At 38.7% G+C, this 19,678-nt stretch carries 22 protein-coding genes; 5 read left to right on the top strand and 17 right to left on the bottom strand.

What is annotated here, in order from left to right; genetic code table 11:
* The first annotated feature begins 95 nt into the window (after positions 1 to 95).
* On the top strand, positions 96 to 812 hold the full coding sequence (locus tag NSQ62_RS08625; protein ID WP_341323528.1) for a metal-binding protein ZinT: 717 nt from the start codon (positions 96 to 98) through the stop codon (positions 810 to 812).
* A 179-nt stretch (positions 813 to 991) separates the two neighbouring features.
* Here the strand turns inward: NSQ62_RS08625 and NSQ62_RS08620 are convergent, their stop codons facing one another.
* Positions 992 to 1,222 carry a hypothetical protein gene (locus NSQ62_RS08620; RefSeq protein ID WP_341323527.1) on the bottom strand — a complete coding sequence of 77 codons (231 nt, stop codon included), beginning with the start codon at positions 1,220 to 1,222 and terminating at the stop codon, positions 992 to 994.
* Positions 1,223 to 1,539: 317 nt separating this feature from the next.
* Here NSQ62_RS08620 and NSQ62_RS08615 point away from each other — a divergent pair, with 317 nt between their 5' ends.
* The 3 genes from NSQ62_RS08615 to NSQ62_RS08605 all read left to right on the top strand — a co-directional run bounded on the left by NSQ62_RS08615 (position 1,540) and on the right by NSQ62_RS08605 (position 4,279).
* A complete protein-coding gene (locus NSQ62_RS08615; protein WP_341323526.1) occupies positions 1,540 to 2,073 on the top strand; it encodes a copper resistance protein CopC in 534 nt (177 codons plus the stop codon).
* A 71-nt stretch (positions 2,074 to 2,144) separates the two neighbouring features.
* Positions 2,145 to 3,152: a CopD family protein gene (locus NSQ62_RS08610; protein WP_341323525.1), complete on the top strand. Its 1,008-nt coding sequence runs from the start codon at positions 2,145 to 2,147 to the stop codon at positions 3,150 to 3,152.
* A gap of 185 nt (positions 3,153 to 3,337) precedes the next feature.
* Positions 3,338 to 4,279 carry a rhodanese-related sulfurtransferase gene (locus NSQ62_RS08605; RefSeq protein WP_341323524.1) on the top strand — a complete coding sequence of 314 codons (942 nt, stop codon included), beginning with the start codon at positions 3,338 to 3,340 and terminating at the stop codon, positions 4,277 to 4,279.
* 54 nt (positions 4,280 to 4,333) lie between these two features.
* On the opposite strand, the gene NSQ62_RS08600 is transcribed toward NSQ62_RS08605, so the two are convergent.
* From NSQ62_RS08600 to NSQ62_RS08570, 7 genes are all read right to left on the bottom strand, one after another.
* Entirely contained in the window at positions 4,334 to 5,068 is a 735-nt protein-coding gene (locus NSQ62_RS08600; RefSeq protein ID WP_341323523.1) for a tryptophan-rich sensory protein, read from the bottom strand.
* 82 nt (positions 5,069 to 5,150) lie between these two features.
* Complete coding sequence (locus NSQ62_RS08595) at positions 5,151 to 5,771, bottom strand: LysE family translocator (protein ID WP_341323522.1); 621 nt, start codon at positions 5,769 to 5,771, stop codon at positions 5,151 to 5,153.
* A 129-nt stretch (positions 5,772 to 5,900) separates the two neighbouring features.
* The gene (locus NSQ62_RS08590) at positions 5,901 to 9,293 is read right to left on the bottom strand and encodes a hypothetical protein (RefSeq protein ID WP_341323521.1); all 3,393 of its coding nucleotides are present in this window, start codon (positions 9,291 to 9,293) and stop codon (positions 5,901 to 5,903) included.
* A gap of 222 nt (positions 9,294 to 9,515) precedes the next feature.
* A complete protein-coding gene (locus NSQ62_RS08585; protein WP_341323520.1) occupies positions 9,516 to 10,115 on the bottom strand; it encodes an SCO family protein in 600 nt (199 codons plus the stop codon).
* A gap of 114 nt (positions 10,116 to 10,229) precedes the next feature.
* On the bottom strand, positions 10,230 to 10,370 hold the full coding sequence (locus tag NSQ62_RS08580; RefSeq protein ID WP_341323519.1) for a YvrJ family protein: 141 nt from the start codon (positions 10,368 to 10,370) through the stop codon (positions 10,230 to 10,232).
* Positions 10,371 to 10,458: 88 nt separating this feature from the next.
* Positions 10,459 to 10,680, bottom strand: coding sequence for a DUF2922 domain-containing protein (locus NSQ62_RS08575; RefSeq protein ID WP_341323518.1), 222 nt, complete (start codon positions 10,678 to 10,680; stop codon positions 10,459 to 10,461).
* 32 nt (positions 10,681 to 10,712) lie between these two features.
* Positions 10,713 to 10,931, bottom strand: coding sequence for a DUF1659 domain-containing protein (locus NSQ62_RS08570; protein WP_341323517.1), 219 nt, complete (start codon positions 10,929 to 10,931; stop codon positions 10,713 to 10,715).
* A gap of 709 nt (positions 10,932 to 11,640) precedes the next feature.
* Between NSQ62_RS08570 and NSQ62_RS08565 the strand changes: the two genes are divergently transcribed.
* A complete protein-coding gene (locus tag NSQ62_RS08565) occupies positions 11,641 to 12,075 on the top strand; it encodes a DUF2621 domain-containing protein (RefSeq protein WP_341323516.1) in 435 nt (144 codons plus the stop codon).
* A 195-nt stretch (positions 12,076 to 12,270) separates the two neighbouring features.
* Here the strand turns inward: NSQ62_RS08565 and NSQ62_RS08560 are convergent, their stop codons facing one another.
* The 9 genes from NSQ62_RS08560 to NSQ62_RS08520 form a co-directional block, all read right to left on the bottom strand.
* Positions 12,271 to 12,762, bottom strand: coding sequence for a cytochrome c biogenesis protein CcdC (locus NSQ62_RS08560; protein ID WP_341323515.1), 492 nt, complete (start codon positions 12,760 to 12,762; stop codon positions 12,271 to 12,273).
* A 24-nt stretch (positions 12,763 to 12,786) separates the two neighbouring features.
* Complete coding sequence (locus NSQ62_RS08555) at positions 12,787 to 13,155, bottom strand: response regulator (protein ID WP_341323514.1); 369 nt, start codon at positions 13,153 to 13,155, stop codon at positions 12,787 to 12,789.
* Positions 13,156 to 13,210: 55 nt separating this feature from the next.
* Positions 13,211 to 13,921, bottom strand: a complete 711-nt coding sequence (locus tag NSQ62_RS08550; RefSeq protein WP_341323513.1) for a cytochrome c biogenesis protein CcdA — start codon at positions 13,919 to 13,921, stop codon at positions 13,211 to 13,213.
* A 138-nt stretch (positions 13,922 to 14,059) separates the two neighbouring features.
* Positions 14,060 to 14,437, bottom strand: a complete 378-nt coding sequence (locus NSQ62_RS08545) for a hypothetical protein (protein WP_341323512.1) — start codon at positions 14,435 to 14,437, stop codon at positions 14,060 to 14,062.
* Positions 14,438 to 14,610: 173 nt separating this feature from the next.
* Complete coding sequence (cbpA, locus tag NSQ62_RS08540) at positions 14,611 to 15,252, bottom strand: cyclic di-AMP binding protein CbpA (protein WP_341323511.1); 642 nt, start codon at positions 15,250 to 15,252, stop codon at positions 14,611 to 14,613.
* A 120-nt stretch (positions 15,253 to 15,372) separates the two neighbouring features.
* Positions 15,373 to 16,701 (bottom strand): hypothetical protein, encoded by a 1,329-nt coding sequence (locus NSQ62_RS08535; protein WP_341323510.1) that lies wholly within the window; start codon positions 16,699 to 16,701, stop codon positions 15,373 to 15,375.
* Positions 16,702 to 16,715: 14 nt separating this feature from the next.
* Positions 16,716 to 17,333: a hypothetical protein gene (locus NSQ62_RS08530; RefSeq protein WP_341323509.1), complete on the bottom strand. Its 618-nt coding sequence runs from the start codon at positions 17,331 to 17,333 to the stop codon at positions 16,716 to 16,718.
* Between the two features lie 125 nt (positions 17,334 to 17,458).
* Positions 17,459 to 18,646 carry an NAD(P)/FAD-dependent oxidoreductase gene (locus NSQ62_RS08525; RefSeq protein WP_341323508.1) on the bottom strand — a complete coding sequence of 396 codons (1,188 nt, stop codon included), beginning with the start codon at positions 18,644 to 18,646 and terminating at the stop codon, positions 17,459 to 17,461.
* A gap of 38 nt (positions 18,647 to 18,684) precedes the next feature.
* Positions 18,685 to 19,107, bottom strand: a complete 423-nt coding sequence (locus NSQ62_RS08520) for a DUF1641 domain-containing protein (protein WP_341323507.1) — start codon at positions 19,105 to 19,107, stop codon at positions 18,685 to 18,687.
* Positions 19,108 to 19,678 lie beyond the last annotated feature (571 nt).

The following is a 19,678-nucleotide window of genomic DNA, read 5'->3' as shown; positions in this document are numbered from 1 at the left end:
CCATTAATCGTAATAATTACTATTTATGTTGACATTGAGGAAAGGTGTCTCTATAATCATAAAGTGTAATCATTACTGTTTAAGGAGAATTAATTATGAAGAAAACGACAAGTAAATGGATTGGTGCTTTCGCAATGAGCGCATTACTAGTAGGATGTAACGCAGCAGCAGAAGAGGAAACATCAAAAAATAAAGCAGAAGAGGAAATCGCAGCGGTTGAAAAAGACGATCACGATCATAACCACGACCATGCTCACGCAGACGATGAGGCATCGAAAAAGATTTATGCCGGTTATTTTGACGACGAGCAAGTGCAAGCCCGTGAGTTAACTGATTGGGCCGGCGATTGGCAATCGGTCTATCCGTATTTACTGGATGGCACATTAGATGAGGTATTTGAATATAAGGTTAAAAACGGTGGCACGATGACCGTCGATGAGTACAGAGACTATTATGAAGTAGGCTATAAAACAACGATCGAACGCATTGTCATTGACGGCGATCAAGTGACGTTTACGGACCAAGGTCAAGAACGTACGGGTACGTATGTAAGTGATGGCCATGAAATTTTAACGTATGAAAAAGGCAACCGCGGTGTACGCTATAGCTTTAAATTAGCCGAGCCAACAGAAGGACTGCCAACATATATTCAATTCAGTGACCATAGTATCTTCCCTACTGTCGCTGGTCACTACCACATTTATTTAGGCGATGATCGTGCAACGTTATTAGAAGAAGTGACACACTGGCCTACGTACTACCCTTCTTCTATGGATGGCCATACAATTGCACATGAAATGATGGCGCACTAATACCGAAAGCATCACGCCTTTTAACGAAAACAGACGCAGTCGAATTGGATATGTATCGTTTAGAAGGAATCGTTGATGGTGGAATGGTAGCTGTTTGAATTCTATATTAAAGCCCGTTTCCTCTTGATGGAAACGGGCTTCGGTAGTTCAGTGAATTTAAACAATTTTCAAGCCAACAGTTATCCAAAGTAATTTTGAAAACACCAAACAACAAGAGACATACTCACTATCCCGAAAGCAACGACACTCCATATCCACAAAATTACCGATCTAGCTTTTAATGGGTTTTCTTCGTCTTCCACATTTGCTTTTATATAAACGACCTTACTTTCCATACCTTTTTTCATAGAAAATAAAACAACAAATCCGATTATTATGAAACCAATAGTGAACCAAAGTAATAAATCCACCTTTTACACCCCCTTTATATAAATGAATTTCACGACAATTTATTATAGTAATTAGATTCGACAAAGATAACAATAAACCTTGTTTTATGCGTTTTAGTACATAAAGTACCCCTAGATATTTTTAATTATGCCTTCCCTTCTAAAGAGAACTCGTAACTTTTAATCTCGTCCATTCTTTTTAAAAGGGAATAGAAAAACACGATGTCATAAATTTGCCATAACCGCTTTGATTCCAACACCAAAAGAGTGAAAACCTGCCATTATTTCGTTACAATGAACAATGAGAAAATATTAATAAGAAAGGAGAATCGATTAAGATGAAAGCACTAGTATTATCGATTCTGGCCGCGCTTGTATTATTTGTACCAAACGCAGCGGCACACACCTATTTAAGCGAAACAACACCACAAGACGGCGCAACGGTCACAGAAAATGTGTCACAAGTCGTGCTAACGTACCAAGGAAAAATTGAACAAGGTAGTACATTTAAGGCTGTAGCAGCAGATGGCACAGAATACACGCCCGCGAACGTGGAGCTTGTTGACGGTGTATTAACAGGGACATTTGAGCCCGCCCTACCAAACGACGTGTACACAGTAAAATGGAATAGTATTAGTCAAGACGGGCACCCATTATCAGGTGAATTTAGCTTTACGGTTGACGCACCTGTTGAAATTGAGCCTGCTGAACAAGTAGAAGAAGAAACGACTGAGGAAACTCCGGTTGAAACAACAGTAGCAAGCGAGGAAGAGACAACTGAAAAAACGTCTCCCCTTATTTTTGTCGGTGGTATTCTTCTTGCCATTATTTTTGTGAGCGGCATTGCCCTAGTAATGCGTAAAAAGAAATAATGATGGTAATCGTTGTACTTAGTCAATTTCTTTTATATGCAAGCTTAAGTATTCTTATGGGCGCCTTCATCATGAAATGCGTACCAGAAATGTATCGTCCAAGCTTTACGATTGCACCAAAATGGCTTATTGGAAGCACGATTGCGATTCCAATTGCTGCATTTTTGCCAAACACCCAGCTGTTATCGATTTTAGTGCCACAATTTGGCCTGATTGAATCGTTAACGATGATTATTACAAAATTTAAAGTCGGTCACGCGTGGCTTGCGATTTTCGCCCTGTCGATTTTACTTATCCTTCTCGTTTTCGCAGCGACTAAAAAAGCGGCGACCTGGATTCATGTATGCGCGATTTTTATCCTCATTACGATAATGGCCGCGATTGGCTATGCCGGACACGCAGGTTCAATGGCGGGTGTGGAAGGCTCAGTCTATGATTTCATCCATTTAGTTGCTGTCAGTGTGTGGCTTGGGATCTTAGTCATGGTCAGCTATTTTTCAACGGATGCGAAAAATTGGGAAGCGTTTTTAAAATGGTTCTCCCCTACCGCGCTTGTTGCGTTTACAGCGGTTGGACTGAGTGGCGTACTCATGCTAGAAGTCATCGTACCTAAATACGTGACGAGCTGGACAAGCACGTACGGCCAGTTTATGCTCATGAAGCATGTACTGCTGTTACCACTCGCAATAATTATTTTAGGCAATGCCTTACTCGTTCGTTTAAATCTAAACAAGCCTTTCTTTGAACCGCGTACTTGGGTCAAGGTTGAGCTAGGTTTACTAACGGTTATTTTATTGTTAACAGCCATTTTCAGCGAACAACAGCCTCCGAACTTTACGGTGGAAGCAATCTCGCCTGTTTTCGAATGGTTGTACCGAGATAGCGTGGCAATTGGCATGCAAGCCTATTTCCAAATGACCGGCATTGGCTTAATGTTCTTTTTATTCACCGCGCTATTTATCGGCTTAACCATCGTAAGCTATATTAAACACGCACCGACTATCGTATCGATTGCGATGGCGTGTGCGATTGGTATTTGCTTTTATATGGGCTTCATGTCGATTGTGTTTTTTAAATAACTTCAAAGCCATCCTTTCTCTTTGACGCGAAAGGATGGCTTTTTTATGTGGATTTCCTTATCCGGCAATAATAATTCAGTCAAACGTCCGATAGCTTTTCTCCCCCTGGTACCTTATGATAGTTAAGTCGCAAAACGACGCTATCAGGTATATCCTGCAAATATATGAGATGATAGGTGGAAATTATGAATTATCAAGTTTTATTATATTACCATTACACAACGATTGAAGACCCAGCTGCATTTTCTGCACAGCATTTAGCAATGTGTAAAGAAATCGGCTTAAAAGGGCGTATTTTAGTAGCCAACGAAGGCATTAACGGAACTGTTTCAGGTACAATTGAGCAAACGGAACAGTACATGGCAAACATGCACGCCGATCCGTTATTTGACGGCATCGTATTCAAAATCGATGCAGCAGAGGGCCATACATTCAAAAAAATGCATGTGCGTCCACGTCCAGAGCTTGTGCACTTAGGGTTAGAAGAAGATGTCAACCCGCACGAATTAACAGGTCGTCACCTGTCACCAGAACAATTCCTTGCTGAGATGCAAGATGAAAATACAGTTGTCCTTGATGTACGAAATACGTATGAATATGATGTCGGCCACTTCCGCGGTGCGATTCGTCCAGAAGTAGAAAATTTCCGTGATACACCGGAGTGGGTACGTGAAAACCGCGAGTTATTCGAAGGTAAAAACGTCTTAACTTATTGTACAGGCGGTATCCGCTGTGAGAAATTCTCAGGCTGGATGAAACGTGAAGGCTTCGGCGATGTTGGTCAATTACACGGCGGTGTTGCCACTTACGGCAAAGACCCAGCTACAAAGGGCCAACTATGGGACGGTCAAATGTATGTATTTGATGAGCGTTTAACGGTGCCGATTAACCAAGTAGAACACGTAATCGTTGGTCGTGACCATTTTGACGGCGAGCCTTGTGAGCGCTACATTAATTGCGCAAACCCTGAATGTAACAAGCAAGTTATTGCCTCAGAAGAAAACGAAGCGAAGCATTTAGGTGGCTGTACGATCGAATGTACAAAGCATGAGCGTAATCGTTACATCGTGCGTCATAACTTAACAGAAGAGCAAGTTGCAACAGCAATTGCAGCATTAGAAGCATAAAATTTAAAGGTCTGCCCTCGAAACTTGAGGACAGACCTTTTTGTATGAAAGATGCTATGCACGTTGTGTTTTTCTATTAATCATAAGCTGCGCTAATGCGGCAATAATAAGAATAATCGTCATTATAAGGGTACCATTTTGCATTGTTATATTCGAGGTTTTCATAACAATCCCAATAAGTGCCCATACAATGACAAGAACAAAGTAAATGTCATTCGAATTTTCTAACGCTAAATAGCCAATGACTACCGCAGCCGCCACTAATACAAGTGAGCCTACTGCCTCAGAAATCCCTAAATCCACTCCATAATACTTTAACACATAGCTTATATTGACAATCGTTGCGACTGTAATCCATGCTAAATAAAATGAAAACGGCAAACGCTCTGACAACCCTTGCGCTGTGTTTGGATATTGTACATATATCAAGATCAATGTGACAAGTAGCAGTACCATGAATAAAATCGATAACGCAAACTTCTCATAATGCCAAGAAAATAACCATGCGATATTAAATAGACAGCTGAAAACAAACAATACGCCAATTTGCGATGAAAATTCATTATTCTTTATACTTTTGTATTGCAAAATCAACCATACTAGTAAAAGAAAATAAATAAGTCCCCAAATCGAAAATACATAGCTTGCTGGTGTAAACAGCACCTCTATTCGATTCGAGATTTCTGCAGTTGTTTGCCCGTTAATCGGCAAATAGTTCGATAAAAAGTTCACGACAATCATCGCAATAAATGCAATCCACATGCCTACATATAAACCCAAAATACGCACCTGCTTTCTAGTGGTATATTTTTCTATACCCTATTCCACATATATTTACGCAAATGGTGAAATATTCATTGAAATGTGGCAATTACGCTTTTTCAAACGCTAGCTTAATGCCAAAGCCGATTAACACAACACCCGTAATAGCTTCAATGCTCGCTTGTGTAGATGGACGCTTCATAAAATTGCGCACCTTATCCAGCAGCACGACATAGAAGAAGAACCACGCAAACGTCAGCACCGTGTAAATTATGCCCATCACTAAAAACGACCAAAACGCATCCGCGCCAGGTGCCAAAAACTGCGGTAAAAACGTTAGGAAAAACACGGCCACCTTTGGATTTGTCACATTCGTGATAAACCCTTGCTTTAAGTACGAGCTCCCCTTTGCTTCCACAAGTAGCTCTTCGTCGATGTCCGTTTTCTTCGCGCGCATATTCATTAATGTGCGCACCCCTAAATAACATAAGTACGCCGCACCGACATATTTTAAAACCGTAAACGCAAGCGCTGACTTTACAATGATCGCCGACAACCCTGCTACCGCGGCAATCGTATGAATCGACAATCCCACACATGAACCGAGCATCGTCTTCATACCGCCCTTACGCCCACCAACAACCGTATTTTTCGTCACAATCGCTGTATCTGGTCCCGGTAAAATAATGAGCAGCACACAGGCAATGATGAATAATGGAATGCTTGTCATGAAACCACCTCTATCTCTCGTAAATTATCTGATTTTTTTGATTATAACAAGAGTGGGAGGTTTTGGCGAGAGGGGAAGGAAAAACCCCAAATGCGTTTTGACATTTGGGGTAATTTCGCTGTATTAGTTTTATAGGTTCACTAAATTATAAAGTGATTTTTGATCCACTGTTAGTTTATTATATGCTTGCTCAAATTGAGCGGCTGTATTAGAATCTGCTTTTAATTGAAGCACTTTACGCACCGCTTTAATGTCTTTTTCAGCATTTTTAAGGAATGAATAGTTCACGACCAATTTACGCTCTTTTGAATCAAGCGCTTTGTAATCCTTCGTAATATTAGTGATGATCAGCTCAAATTGGTTTAATTTTTCTAGAGAGGTATCACCATTTGGCATTAAACCATATGAACCGTCTACAATGATTTCAGCGATTTGTCTATTTAAATCCTCAGCCTTACTAGCAGCTTCTTTGTTCCAGTTATCTAATAGGTCAAATAAATAATCATATTCAGATTCTTGATCCGGATTTTCATAAGAATTAAAGAGTTGCTGTTGATTACGCGTTAATTTTAAATACGATTTATAATTCGACTCTTTTTTTGAATACGTTGGATTGTTGCCTAACTTCAGCATTTTAGCAACAAATGAGTCTACTGCTTTTAAATCCTTCAATAACGCTTGGTACTTACTATAATCTTTTAATGACTTTAGCTCTTTTGTTGATAGCAATTTTAATTCGTTTTGCAATTCTTCAAATGCTACTCTATCAAAATTTGATAAGTCATCTACTTCAAAAAAGCTTGATAAATTAGCGTCTAGGTCTGCTAGTGGTGAGTCATCCTCTACTAGTGACTCAAACGCATTAGTATACGTAGCTAGAATTAATCCTTTTTGGACAGCTTGTAGCTTATCGAATGCTTTTTTTGCAGTATTAAATTTCTTTTCATCTGTTGCCGCAACTAGGCGTTTTTTCACATTAGTCGCCTTTGTCAAATGGCTAGATGCCGTTGAAATCACACCATAATTGTAAACAAGCTTCTTCTCAAATGAATTTAACTCTTTATACATCGTTTTGGCATCGTTAAGCAGCTCTTTAAGCCCCATATCTAAATCTGAGCCACTTAACGTGTCCTCAGCTCCAGCAGTTTCAGCTTCTGCTAAAATGACTTGGATTTCTTCGATTCGCTGGATTAATGAAGACGTACTACCGCTCGTATAGTCTTCTTTACCAGCAAATTCCTCATTATCGATCATGTTTTTTATATCTTTAACGGCTTCTTCAAGCGCTGCACCGTCTATTAACGCTTTTTGAGTTGCTGTTAACTTTGCGTAAGCTTTATATGCAGAATTGAATTTACTTTGAGTAGATTTCATTTTACTAATATACTTCGAACGCTTATCGTCGTTCGCGTAACTATCTGCATCTACCTTGGCATCCTCAGCCTTTACGATCGCGTTTGCCACACGCTTAGCAGCTGCAACATCTTTTTTCACTGCGCTAACAGATCTATAGTTCGTAACGAGCTTTTTCTGAGCAGATGTTAATAGCTTGTATTCAATCGCAATTTCAGAAAGCTCTAACTCTAAGTCATCAATCGTCATGTTTGAAGATTGCAGTTCACCAATTCTTTCAATTAAAGATACAACATCTTCGTCCTCTAAAACTTCCGGATTTTCGCTGTCACCCGTAGATGGATTCATTAATTTTAGTAAGGTAGTTTCTGAGATAAGCGTTGTTTGTGCAAGGTTTAGCTTGTTATACGCTTTTTCTGCGGCAATAATAGCACTTGCCTGCTTTCTTTTATCTGTAATTGGTTCGATTTTATTAATTTTTTCGATTACAGAACGCGCCTTTTTAATATCACCTTGAGCCATTTTTAAGGTATTAATTTTTAAAAGTGCTTGATAGGCCTTATCAACCGTTTTCGCTTCGTCCAAATAGTTGTTAACGTTATTTTCCATGTCTAATAACGCCGTTAAATTATTTAACTCTGCATCTAGCTGATACGTGTGTTCCTCACTATTGAACACCGTCTCTTCAACTTTTGTATTAAATTCTACTACTGCTTTAGTTGATGAATAGAGTGCATCATCTTCATCGATTTTAACAATCCATTCATAGAGTTCGTTTACGTTTGGTAAACCTTGACTATAATCAAAGTTATCAAAAATTGATTTCTGTAAGGCTGTAAATTTGTTATAAGATTGACGTAATGTTTTAGCCGCTTTTAATAGTTCTGATTGTTTTACCGATAATTCACTCTGGTTCAAATAATCCGAATACGACTTATTTAATTCCGTAAGTTGTTTATTCAAAGGTAAGACAATTTTTAAAGCTTGATCATACGCTGCTAGTTTAGAGTAGTTTTTCACAGAACTTTTAGCTGTAGCATTCAATTCGTTATAAATGTTTAATAGGGATTCAACTTCTGTTTTTAACAGCTCATATCCACTATCCGCACTTAACTCATTAATAGCTGCTTCTAACTCTGGAATTTTTGTTGTTAGAACACCAAAATCAATTGTTTTAACGCCACTAATACTATTAATTCCTGGAACCTTTATCGTGTACGAAACTTTAAATTGTTGATAGTCCTTTTTAGCGCTATCTACTGGCACTATTAATGTGTTCGTATTTGCATTTGGAATTGCAAATATATTGTAATTTCCGTTTAATGCAACCCAGTTATATTCCACTTCATAGTCGTCTTTAGTGATTAGCTGTCCGCCATTACCGTATATGTCAGGAAGAATCAGTTCAATTTTATCACCTGGTAAATAGTCATAAAACAGATAATCCTCTTTTATTACCCCATTAATTTTTACTAAGTGATCCAAACCGTCCAAATCAATCGTTAGTGGATCGATATCTATGATTTTTTTAAATAGTTTTCCTGACTGTGTTTTTACAACAAACATAACTTCTTTTCCAGAGAACTCAATCGGAATATTTAAATCTAACTCATTTTCACCGACTAGTGATTTATACTGGTCATTTTCAACTAAGTACCATTCATAACCTGTAATAATCTCTGCAGATGCCACTGCTGGAAGCTTGATATTTGTCATTGAAATGGTTGTATTGACACGTGGTGAATCAATTATATCTAAAGGATCTAAATCTGTTCCTTCCTCATAATTAATATCTGCGCCATCTAAATCTGGAAGATGATTAATCTTTCCAGTTACCTTTGAATATTTTTTCTTACCTTCTGTTGTCACAACTAGCTTGATAGACTTACCTTCAGCGTTTAATGGTAGCTTGAACTCAGCAGCTGTAGAAGCAGCTTTTGTAGACTCTCCAATATACCATTCATATGCAACAATTTTGTCATTTGTCGTAACGCCACCTGTTGTTTCCACTATCTCTTGAATTGCTATGTTAACTGTATCACCAACACTATATGTATTCTCTGCAATCAATTCTGTTTTTCCAGTAATTTCTTCTGCCCCAACAACTGCTGGCACAACAAATGCGGCTGATGTTACAGCTGTTGCAGCGATGATTTTTTTATAATCCATATGACATCTCCCTCACTTACGTGTTTCTTCTATTATACATCTCGGTACTCTTATTTTGGTCCTCTAAGGAAAAGTTACCAATTTTCCCATTAAAACAGCATAAATTTTAGATAATTCAGTTTCTGCATTACTATATACATCGGAAAAAAAACGCAAATGCTTAGCGAATTTCGAAACTTCATCCATAAAAAAACTGCACTCCCAAAAGAGTACAGCTACACATTACTTATTTCCTTGTTTAATCAATGTTTCTAAATCCGTAACAATCGTGTCAAACGGCACTTCACTATTGCCTACTTGTACACCGCTATAGTTTTTCACTGCCACGCCGTTTTGGTCGACTAAATAAAACGTATTGGCATGCACGACGCTATCTTGCATGGCAAGTACTTGTGTTTTAAAGGATTTCTTCGCATATTGCTCGATAAATTTTTGGTCATAGCCATTTAGTAAATACCATTTCGATTCATCTGCCACGCCGTAATTATCGATATACGCCTTCAATACGTCTGCTGTGTCTCTTTTTGGATCGACTGTAAATGCGACGATTTTGTAATCTTCTACACCTTTTGCAATTAGCTCGTCTTGGATCATTTTCATGTTATACGTCATTGGTGGACAAATATCCGGACAGTTTGTGAAAATGAACATTGCCAGCCACGGTTCGCCCTTTAAGCTGTCTAAGGAAACCGGGTTTTCTCGGTGGTCTTGTACATTGAAATTATCTAGTTCGAAATTGGTCGTTGCTTTGAATTGATAGTTGCTACAGGCGCCAAGCATCATAACCGTCAGCGCTGTGAATAGTAGTGCCATTTTTTTCATGTCTCTCTCTCCACTCTTCCAAACATTACCTTCATCTTAAAGGAAGTTCGCGCGCAGTACAATAGAAAACGCGCGAAAGTTTCGTTGCCATTTTGTGAAGTTTCGTTTCACAACTCACGTTAGTTTGTCTGGTGGATTCAACGAAACAAGTGCCGTATGAATGGCCTCAAGCTTCGATTCAATACGATATAACAAATAAAATGTGATAAAGATTGGAAACGTCACCTCTTGGACAAGCGCAATCCACTGTTCCATAAAATCACCTCCTCATTTATAAGTGCTAAAGCGCCGTTCATTAACTAAAAACAACCGGTAAAGCTTCTCACTTTACCGGTTGCGTTCCTTATGCATTTAGTTCGAATTGCGTCACATTACGCTCCACGATTTTCGCTGACTTTTTCACATTGAACACTAACCCTTCATGTGAAAAGATACCTTGATCGGCAATCGTCTGCACCGCTGCGTTTACCTCTGCCTCCGTTAAGTTCGGCTTTGGATTTTTCACATTCAATGTCATCGTCTTTCCTTCGACATTTGCAAACACTAGTTGTAATACCTGTGTCATTTAGTTCACCTCCTCCCCCTAGATGAGTGCTATTAAGCCACTACTAAATCTTTTGTCGTTTTCACCGTCTCTAAATACGTGTAGTCCGTTAAACCAACAAGTGCTGTTGCAACTGCTTGAATCTGTGCAGCCGTTACATTACTCGAAACGTTACGGTACGTTGAGCTCCCGATGATTAAATCATCATTGGCATCAACACCCGTTTCGAAATACACCGTGATTGTCGAACTTAAGAATCCGAAATCGTTCATGCTTATCACCTCCTTACCTTATATATGTCACGAATTTTCGAAAAAAGGGAAAATAAAATGAAAATAATTACAAAAAAATATATAATAGGAATTAGTGAGAAAATGAGGCGCATTTCTAATCTGTTTCTGCATATTAATCGGCAGGCTACGGCAAGACCGCATTATGGCCACGTGGTACGTGTCCATACTACTGTCTTTCATGCCGTTTGCGAGGCCCGCCAATCAATAATCTTGCTCTCGGTATAAAGTGAAAAGCGCACAATCAAGCCGCTAGCGCTAACGCGAGGCGGCGGTTGGTGGAAAAAATTTTTCCCTATTAATTGAATATGCGTTTAATCAATACGCTACTTTCTGTAGGAAATTCTTTTATTAGATGTTTCTTTTCCTATATTATCTTTTATTAAAAGTAGCATGATTTTTTAAGGGGAATTTTCCCCAATTTATTTACTTCATCATTTTGATAGAAGCACATTCTATACCAAAGCAGAGTGGCGCGAAGTGGAGGGGGGACTCCTGCGTGAACAGCAAATCTTTATTTGCGACGCAAGCGTAGCGACAGGAGCACCGTGCGGAAAATCCATTTTTAGTGCCGCCGTAAGAGGCGCAAAAAATTAGTTGGAGCCGTGCCCGCGGAAAGCTTCCCCGGAACGTAGCAGAACGTATTAGATGCAAAAGAAAAAAGATTTGAATTTAATTAGAGGTGACAATTGTGGGCTTAGATGGCTGGTTTTTATGGTTTATTTTATTTTGGGTTGTAGCATTAGTTGGCATAATGGGCATTGGCGGCTTCTTTATGTTCCGCAAGTTTTTAAAATCGCTTCCAAAGCAAGACGGGAAATCAGATTTAGATTGGCAAAACATCTACTTAGATAAAACAATTCATCTATGGGGCGATGAGGAAAAGGCGTTACTTGCAGAACTCGTAACCCCAGTGCCAGAGCTGTTTCGTCAAGTAGCGAAGGAAAAGATTGCGGGGAAAATCGGAGAAATTGCACTGGACGAGCATGCTACGAAAATTAATACGGACTTAATTATTCGCGGCTATATTATTGCCTCGCCTAAGCGTGACCATAAGTTTTTACGCAAAAAATTAAAACAAATGCACATCGATACAACACCATACGATCATTTATTTGAAGCTTAAAAGGGATGCGCTGAAATTTTCAGCACATCCCTTTTTTCAAGATAAAGTATAAAATTTTAGCTTTATAACAGTGTCTAGGCTAAAGCGCCAGCCCCTCGGACATTTCGAACCCTCCTGCAAAAGTGGTGGAGCTTTTACTTTTGCGTCAGGTCCTCCAATGTCTGTCGGGGCTTAATGGGCGCTTTAGCACTTTTCTCATGAAATAATTTGTGATTTTTGAAGCTTTTTGAATTTAATGAGCATGCCAATACGCCATGGTAGTAGCATGGAAAACGCTAAAATAAAGAACATACCTGCTAATTCTCCGACATCTAAGCTATCGGCAAATAGCGTTTTCAAAATAATACGGAAAACTAATAATCCCACTAATATAAAAGGAAACGCCTTGGATTGTTTCATATAAATTGCCGACTCACGTACTTCAAATTTCGACGTGGCAATTAAGATGACAGAAAACACTAAGCCTAGTGCGACTGCCTCTACTATTTGCAAGGGCGCTACGCGGAATTCCTCAAAAATAAACATTAATGCACCTGTTGACATCGCAAATGGTGGAATGAGAATTTTTTTCGCACTTACAGGTTTCTTTTGGGCACGTAAGCGAACGAAGAGTGCGAAGGTTCCCATGAATGCGGCCATAATCGTCGTACCAATTATTAAATAGTGAGAAGGGATATTGTCAAACATGATAATCCTCCTCTACAGCTGACTTTAATACGTTAAATTGAGGATGTTAAATGCTACTTCTTTTAATTGTTCGGGTTGAAAAGGTTTTGTAATAAAGTCTTTCGCTCCACTTTCTATGGCAGCCTTGATTTTCTTTTGCTGCCCAAGTGCTGTAATCATAATCACCTTTGCGTCAGGGTCTTTATCAACGATCGTTTTAACGGCATCAATGCCCGTCATAACTGGCATCGTGACATCCATCGTCACAAGATCCGGCTTCAATTGGTCATAAAGTGCGATTGCCTCTTTACCATTCTCCGCCTCACCGACGATTTCAAATCCCCATTCTTTTAACATATTACCGATCGCAACACGCATAAATAACGCATCATCTACAACTAAAACTGTTGGCATGTAGCTCTCACATCACTTTCCTTAGTATACCACGCTAGAAACGTGTTCGAAACAATTAGAATCCAGTAAAACCACCGAAAATCGATGAGAAAATGGTGATGATATATGTGAGCCCATCAAAGAATAATAAAATTCCGACAGCAATCATAATATATCCGCCGACTTTCACGATTTTTTGGCTGTGCTTACGAATCCATTGCATACGAGAAATGAAGAATGAGAGTGTAAAGAACGGAATCGCAAAGCCTAAATAATATGCAAGCATATACCAAATCGCTGAATCAGGATTGGTACCGCCTAGTGCGATAATCGACATTAAAATAGGTCCTGTACATGGTGTCCAGCCTGCTGCAAATGCTAAACCAATAAACACCGAGCCAACGTAGCCAGACGGACGGTTTTTAAATTGGAATTTTCGGTCCTTCATAAGAAAATCTACCTGTAATAACCCTACGATCATGAGACCAAATACGACGATCAATATCGCTCCAATTTGGCGCATAAGGTCCTGGTATTGCCAGAAAAACTCTTGTGCAAGTGTTGTGCCAAAGCCGATTGCAATAAATATGATTGAAAAGCCAAGCAGGAAAAATAATGTATGTAATACTGCGCGTTTTTGCATCATTCCTCGTTCGCTTTTAAGCTCGTCTAACGTCATGCCGGTTATATACGACAAAAACGCAGGATAAAGCGGTAAGGTGCAGGGCGATATAAAGCTTAAAAATCCAGCACCAAACGCTAAGAAGACATTTAAATCTGTATTCATGCTGTTCAAATCTCCTTCATCGTAATGAACTTATCGTACCAAATTTCCAGTCACAATACTTCCATTTGAGATGTGAACATTTTTTGACATATAACCCAGCCTCAGCTAGCCCTCTGTTTCCTGTATAAAGGCACGGTCTTATCGAAGCATATCGATAATGAACAGACTCGAGTAAATAATCGAAGTAAACACAATGACGATAACAATCGTAATCGACTGAAAGCGCAGCAGCCACGTCCAAATACTTCCATCAGGGTGCTTTTCCTTCCATTTCAACGCTGCTTTAAGATTGATAAACCAGCAATGGAGTGTAATCAAAAACGACGGAGCGGTATACATTGTTCCTAAAATAAGGATTTTCTGCAAGGTGCTCGGCGAATACTTGCCGTAACTAATGATGAAATACGGAACAACAAACCAAAAAACCGATGTAAAAACCAGTACAACCGCGACTAAAAAATGAAGCCATAAATAGTCTAGATGCGTTTGACGGAAATATTTTAATGCTGTTTGCATGATCTTCACCCACTTTTAGGCTTACTATTCCCTGCATTTTATGAAGTTAAAACCAAAATAGTGACAATCATTCCGATAACATTTTACTAGAAAAGGCACTACACGTTTTTTCATTCTAATTATTTATAAGTAAAATAAATAAAGCCTCCACAAAAAGTGAAGGCCCTAAAAAATTAGAAGTTTTCTTTATCAAACACTTCGATATCAATAATACGTGCACCTTGCTTAACCATTGCTTGCTCTAATTCGTCGACAGTTGCTTGTTTCGCGCCTTTTGTCAGGGTAATAACTACGCGACGTAAGTATGTAGTGTCGTCGTCTAATGAGAACACACAGTGTAATGGCCATACCTTTTTCACAGCTGTTAGCACTTTGATTAAAATGCCATCTGTATCTGGTAGCGCAATTGTCACTGCACAGCTGCCTGTTCGATAGCCCCACGCCTCTTCTAGTAATTCAAACACCTTAGAGTGCGGGAGAATGCCTGCAAAGTTGCCTTTTGTATCGGTAACCGCTAAATAAGGTAATTGCTTAATTGAATGGAACACCTCGAAAAATGAGCTGTTTTCGTGAACGAATGCATCGCCCTCTTCAGCTAAATTTTTCACCGGCTGCTTCATATCGCCGTCTTTAAGCTTGTACTCTAGTACTTCTACTTTATAAATATTGCCAATAAATTTTCCGCCGTTGTCATCTAACACCGGAATACAACGGAAGCCATTGTCATTTAACTGACCAAGTACGTGAGAAATTGTATCCGATTCCTTAACATAACTAACGTCTTTCTTCTTAACAATTCTTTGTTTCACTAACATAAAATGATACCTCCTCTGATGTCGCTACTTCTATTCTAAAGGTAATCACAGAATTTCGAAAGTTATTTTTTAGAATTTTTAGTATTTTGGTAAAATTCTAAAATAAATAGGGGTAATCCTTCATTTATACAACTCGTAATAAATATACGCATTCGCGAGCTCTAGGCATTTTTCATAGCTGGCTAACCCATTATCCTTATTATTAACACTCGCAAAATACATCGCTTCTAAATCACTAGCTCCCCTCGGATAACGCTGGCGGATAGTCGCAAAAACGGCTTTTACTTCCTCGTCAAATTGCTGTTCTGGCAGTGTGATAACAAAAGATACCGTTGTTTTATTCATGCGCGCAGATAAGACTACGTTTGCAGAAAAGGTTGTAAGCATCTCGTCATTTAGCATATTAATCACATGTTCTACAATACGAGAATCATGTGAAAGTGTTTTAAATTCCACGACTGCTAGCGTATAGCCGGGCTCCGTTAAATCTGAAAAAAGGATCTGCGCTTCCTGCTCAAACGTCTCTCGTGACTCCGAATAGCGATCCTCAAGCAAATGGGATACCTTCTGCTTAAAGTAATTCTCAAGCTTCTGATTAATGGACTCAACCTCGCTTAAATAACGATTGGACGATTGTTCAAAATCATGTGCGCGCTTTTGATTATTTAAAAAAGTGAAACATTCTCTTAATTTTTCACTACAATAAATAATGATGTCCTTATAATGGTTATCGACAACACACGCCATTAACACTTCCTGGAAAGTGATTAGAGCGGCTTTGCATTGTCCCTTGCCAAATAAGATCTCTCCCTTTAACGCTTTAATTTGATACCACATTCTACTTTTTTCTTTAATATTTGGCGAATCCGCAAAGCGTGCCAGCACTTGGTTGGCATAATCAAAGCGTTTGGTTCGGATGGCCATTTCGGCATGAGTGATAATCCGGTAGATAAAGTTTGGCTCATGCTGCGTTTTTTTCAACAAATAAAAAATTGCGGACATTTTACTGATTTCAAAAAGCGTTTCATCCGGGACATGATCTATATTGATATTGCTTATATTATTACCCGTAATGGATATTACCTCATAAATTTGATATTCAAAGGCGATACTTGTTGCTTTTTTATAATAGTTTTTCGCTAACTTTTGATTTAACTGGATATAGTAGCAATGACCAATGATTAAATAGAGCACAGCCAACATTTCTGGACACTGCACGCTAATTGGCTCTTCTATATCATAAAAAAACTGCAAGACTTCATAATGATCCCCAAATAAAATAAAAGGCTCTGAATAATTACCTAACGCCGTCATTAACACCTCACGATTTGACTGCTCAATCGCTTGTATAACCACTTTTTTAAAGCTACTAAACTCCTCTGTTAACGTCTTAAACTGCTGCTCTTTATGCGAATTAAATAATTGCTGAATATCTAGCTGTTTTTCCATATATACCTCCACAATTAGTAAGCTGCTGTATCAAAAAAATCACGTTCGACGAGGGCCATATGATCAATTAATTTTTTCATCTCCTCGATTTTCTGATTAAACTGAGGACATTGAGTATTTGTTAATTCCCTTAGTTCCTTCATAATAATCGTGTCAATTTGTATAAGGCGCTTAGGATAATGCTCATATTCCATAAACCTTTGATCAAATAGGATACGTTTGTTCATCGAAAATTTTTCATAAAAATCAAAGTCCGCCTGTGGTAGATTAGGTAAAATCGTGCGTAAGTGATCTAAATATAAGTTCATTGTAGAAGCTGCAGCAATTAGCGCTCGAATCGTTGAGCCTACCGTTCCCCTTTTTACTCGATCAAAATTTGGGTTTTTCATTGTGTTATCTAATAAATAATGACGCAGTATATAAAAGAGTGCATTTTCCGAATGAACAATCGGTAGTTTATCAAAATAAAAATAAGTCCATAAATCAGCCATACTATACTGTACATAGAGCTTATCGACAAAATCATGGCGGAGTAAATAAAAATAATATTCATACTGATGAAGCTGTTCATAGTTTTTACGTTGCTCTTGTGATAGTAAAAATAGTGCCTCTTGAACATCAAATTGGTTCATAGTATCCACCACCTTCAATTCTTTTATTTGATTATACAAAAAATTCAATCTTTAATAAACTTATTACTACACAAAAAAGGCCAAGAGGAAATGGAATCCCTCTTGACTGTTTTTAGTGCTTTTGATTAATAAGCTAAGCCGAATAACGCTTTAATGTGCGTCATGTAACGGATGTTAGATGCTTCTTTCATTAATGAAGCTGGTAAGCCTACTAATTGTGTATTGTTCGCGCCCACTGTTGCGATACCATCTTTACGTCCTAAAGAACCTAATGTACCAGAGTTTGTGAACTTGAATTCTTTCATGTCGTGACCTAAAACCTGCGCGAAAATGTTGTAACCAGCAATTTCGCCTTGTTGCCATGCTACTTGAGCAGTTGGCGCGTAAGTTGGACGGTCGCCTGGGTTTGGAATGTGTGCAGAAGCATCACCGATTACAAATACGTCTGGATGAGAAGTAGATTGTAAGTAGTCGTTGATTGTCGCTTTACCACGGTCACAGTTTAAACCTGATTCGCCTACTAATGGAAGTGGAGCAACCCCACCAGTCCATACTAATGTGTTGGCAACGATTGGCTCGCGGTCTTTTAATTGAATAACATTACCTTCAACGCCTGTTACAGGAGTAGAAGTGATGAATTCAACACCACGTTTTGCAAGTGAAGTTGTTGCGCGTTCGATTAAGTTGTCTGGGAATACTGGTAAGATTTTTGGACCAGCTTCAACTAACTTGATTTTTAAATCTTCGAATGGAACGCCATATTTAGCAGCTACTTTCGGGAAGTGGTCTACGATTTCACCAACAAGCTCTACGCCTGTTAAACCGCCACCACCGATAACGATTGTTGCGTCTGCTTCATTTTTTGATTTCGCATATTCAGCAATACGTGCTTCGATGTGCTCACGGATTGCGTTTGCTTCATCCACTGATTTTAATACGAATGAGTTTTCCTCTAAGCCTGGGATGCCGAAGAATCCAGTTTGAGAACCTAAAGAAACAACTAATGTATCATAAGATAATGTTTTACCGTTTGATAATTGTACTTCTTTTTTGTCTGCGTTGAAGCTGTTTACTTTCGCGATTTCAAGGTTGATGTCTTTACCTTTGAAGATTTTCTCTAAAGATAATGCAACCGCGCCCTCTTTGATTGTACCACCAGCTAAACGGTGTAATTCAGTAATGATTTGGTGCGTTGGGAATTGGTTTACAACTGTAATGTTCGCTTCTAATGTATTTAAATATTTGCGAGCTGTTTGAGCAGCTAAAACACCAGCAAAACCAGCACCTAAAATAACGATATCTTTTGTTACCATGATAACATCCTCCAATTAAATTAGATTGTGCGAATTAATTATTTGACTTTTTTCTCAGCTGCTACAGCTAAAAATGCGTTAGCAAAACGTAATGCGCCTTGAACTTGTGGGTCTTTTAACATTTTTAATAGGCCAAATACACCAACAGTTTCACTTGTTGCTTCAGCACGGTCTTTTGCTTCGATCGCCGTTTGAGCTAAAGATTTTGCCGTATCTACTACTGGAGTTGCCATTTCAGTTACAGCCGCAACTGTATCATTTTTTAATGTTTCATCCGTTGCTACAGCCGTTGCGAAATCATATGCTTTTGTTAAAAGCGTTGTCATTTCAGCTAACTTTGGTAAGTTGTCCACTAAAGTTGTTAACGAAGCTTGTACCTCTGGCTTTAATAGTTGGTCTAAAACGTCTAATTGCTCTTGTGAAACAGACACTTTTTCTACCTGATTATTCATTTCTGACATAATAACTCTCCTTTGCCAACACTTAATATTTTTTACTTATAAAAGTTTACTCGATTGTTTAAACTTTCACATACCATTCATTAAGCAATGTTAGCACAAACAAACGGTTGTAACAATTAGAAAAACGAAATAATAGAAGGAAAAATCGAATTCAAGAATATTTCGACTTCTCAGCAAAAATTAGGGCGAAACTTTTGATATAATAAACAAATCATTAAACATAAATTAATAAGAAGAAACACTCGAACAGGAGGAAATCTATGCGCACGAACGAAAGGTCTAATCGAGACCCTGATACACGTGAACAGTACGTGATTTTTGAATTTATACGGTTCGGTGTTCGGTATGCTTGCTTTTGTTAGCATAATCGGAATCGGCATCTTTATGCGTGTTGTTTTTAATTAGAAAAGCGCATTCACGCCCTTTAAGCCCCGACAAGCTTTGGAGGGTCTGATTAGAAAGTAAACGATTCACCACTTTCGACGACGGAACCGAAAAGCTCGAGGGGCTGGCGCGAATGCCTAGACACTGCTATGACAGTAAAATTTATACTTACAGAGCTCAAAAATCC

This window comes from Solibacillus sp. FSL H8-0523, assembly GCF_038051985.1.
Taxonomy (GTDB): Bacteria; Bacillota; Bacilli; order Bacillales_A; family Planococcaceae; genus Solibacillus.
This window is presented reverse-complemented; position numbering and strand designations above follow the sequence as displayed.

Excerpts from the sequence above, each read along its gene's own strand:
- NSQ62_RS08625 (WP_341323528.1), top strand. The coding sequence starts at position 96 with ATGAAGAAAACGACAAGTAAATGGATTGGTGCTTTCGCAATGAGCGCA.
- NSQ62_RS08615 (WP_341323526.1), top strand. The coding sequence starts at position 1,540 with ATGAAAGCACTAGTATTATCGATTCTGGCCGCGCTTGTATTATTTGTA.
- NSQ62_RS08610 (WP_341323525.1), top strand. The coding sequence starts at position 2,145 with ATGAAATGCGTACCAGAAATGTATCGTCCAAGCTTTACGATTGCACCA.
- NSQ62_RS08605 (WP_341323524.1), top strand. The coding sequence starts at position 3,338 with ATGAATTATCAAGTTTTATTATATTACCATTACACAACGATTGAAGAC.
- NSQ62_RS08595 (WP_341323522.1), bottom strand. The coding sequence starts at position 5,771 with ATGACAAGCATTCCATTATTCATCATTGCCTGTGTGCTGCTCATTATT.
- NSQ62_RS08590 (WP_341323521.1), bottom strand. The coding sequence starts at position 9,293 with ATGGATTATAAAAAAATCATCGCTGCAACAGCTGTAACATCAGCCGCA.
- NSQ62_RS08585 (WP_341323520.1), bottom strand. The coding sequence starts at position 10,115 with ATGAAAAAAATGGCACTACTATTCACAGCGCTGACGGTTATGATGCTT.
- NSQ62_RS08580 (WP_341323519.1), bottom strand. The coding sequence starts at position 10,370 with ATGGAACAGTGGATTGCGCTTGTCCAAGAGGTGACGTTTCCAATCTTT.
- NSQ62_RS08575 (WP_341323518.1), bottom strand. The coding sequence starts at position 10,680 with ATGACACAGGTATTACAACTAGTGTTTGCAAATGTCGAAGGAAAGACG.
- NSQ62_RS08570 (WP_341323517.1), bottom strand. The coding sequence starts at position 10,931 with ATGAACGATTTCGGATTCTTAAGTTCGACAATCACGGTGTATTTCGAA.
- NSQ62_RS08560 (WP_341323515.1), bottom strand. The coding sequence starts at position 12,762 with ATGTTTGACAATATCCCTTCTCACTATTTAATAATTGGTACGACGATT.
- NSQ62_RS08555 (WP_341323514.1), bottom strand. The coding sequence starts at position 13,155 with ATGCCAACAGTTTTAGTTGTAGATGATGCGTTATTTATGCGTGTTGCG.
- NSQ62_RS08550 (WP_341323513.1), bottom strand. The coding sequence starts at position 13,921 with ATGAATACAGATTTAAATGTCTTCTTAGCGTTTGGTGCTGGATTTTTA.
- NSQ62_RS08545 (WP_341323512.1), bottom strand. The coding sequence starts at position 14,437 with ATGCAAACAGCATTAAAATATTTCCGTCAAACGCATCTAGACTATTTA.
- cbpA (WP_341323511.1), bottom strand. The coding sequence starts at position 15,252 with ATGTTAGTGAAACAAAGAATTGTTAAGAAGAAAGACGTTAGTTATGTT.
- NSQ62_RS08535 (WP_341323510.1), bottom strand. The coding sequence starts at position 16,701 with ATGGAAAAACAGCTAGATATTCAGCAATTATTTAATTCGCATAAAGAG.
- NSQ62_RS08530 (WP_341323509.1), bottom strand. The coding sequence starts at position 17,333 with ATGAACCAATTTGATGTTCAAGAGGCACTATTTTTACTATCACAAGAG.
- NSQ62_RS08525 (WP_341323508.1), bottom strand. The coding sequence starts at position 18,646 with ATGGTAACAAAAGATATCGTTATTTTAGGTGCTGGTTTTGCTGGTGTT.
- NSQ62_RS08520 (WP_341323507.1), bottom strand. The coding sequence starts at position 19,107 with ATGTCAGAAATGAATAATCAGGTAGAAAAAGTGTCTGTTTCACAAGAG.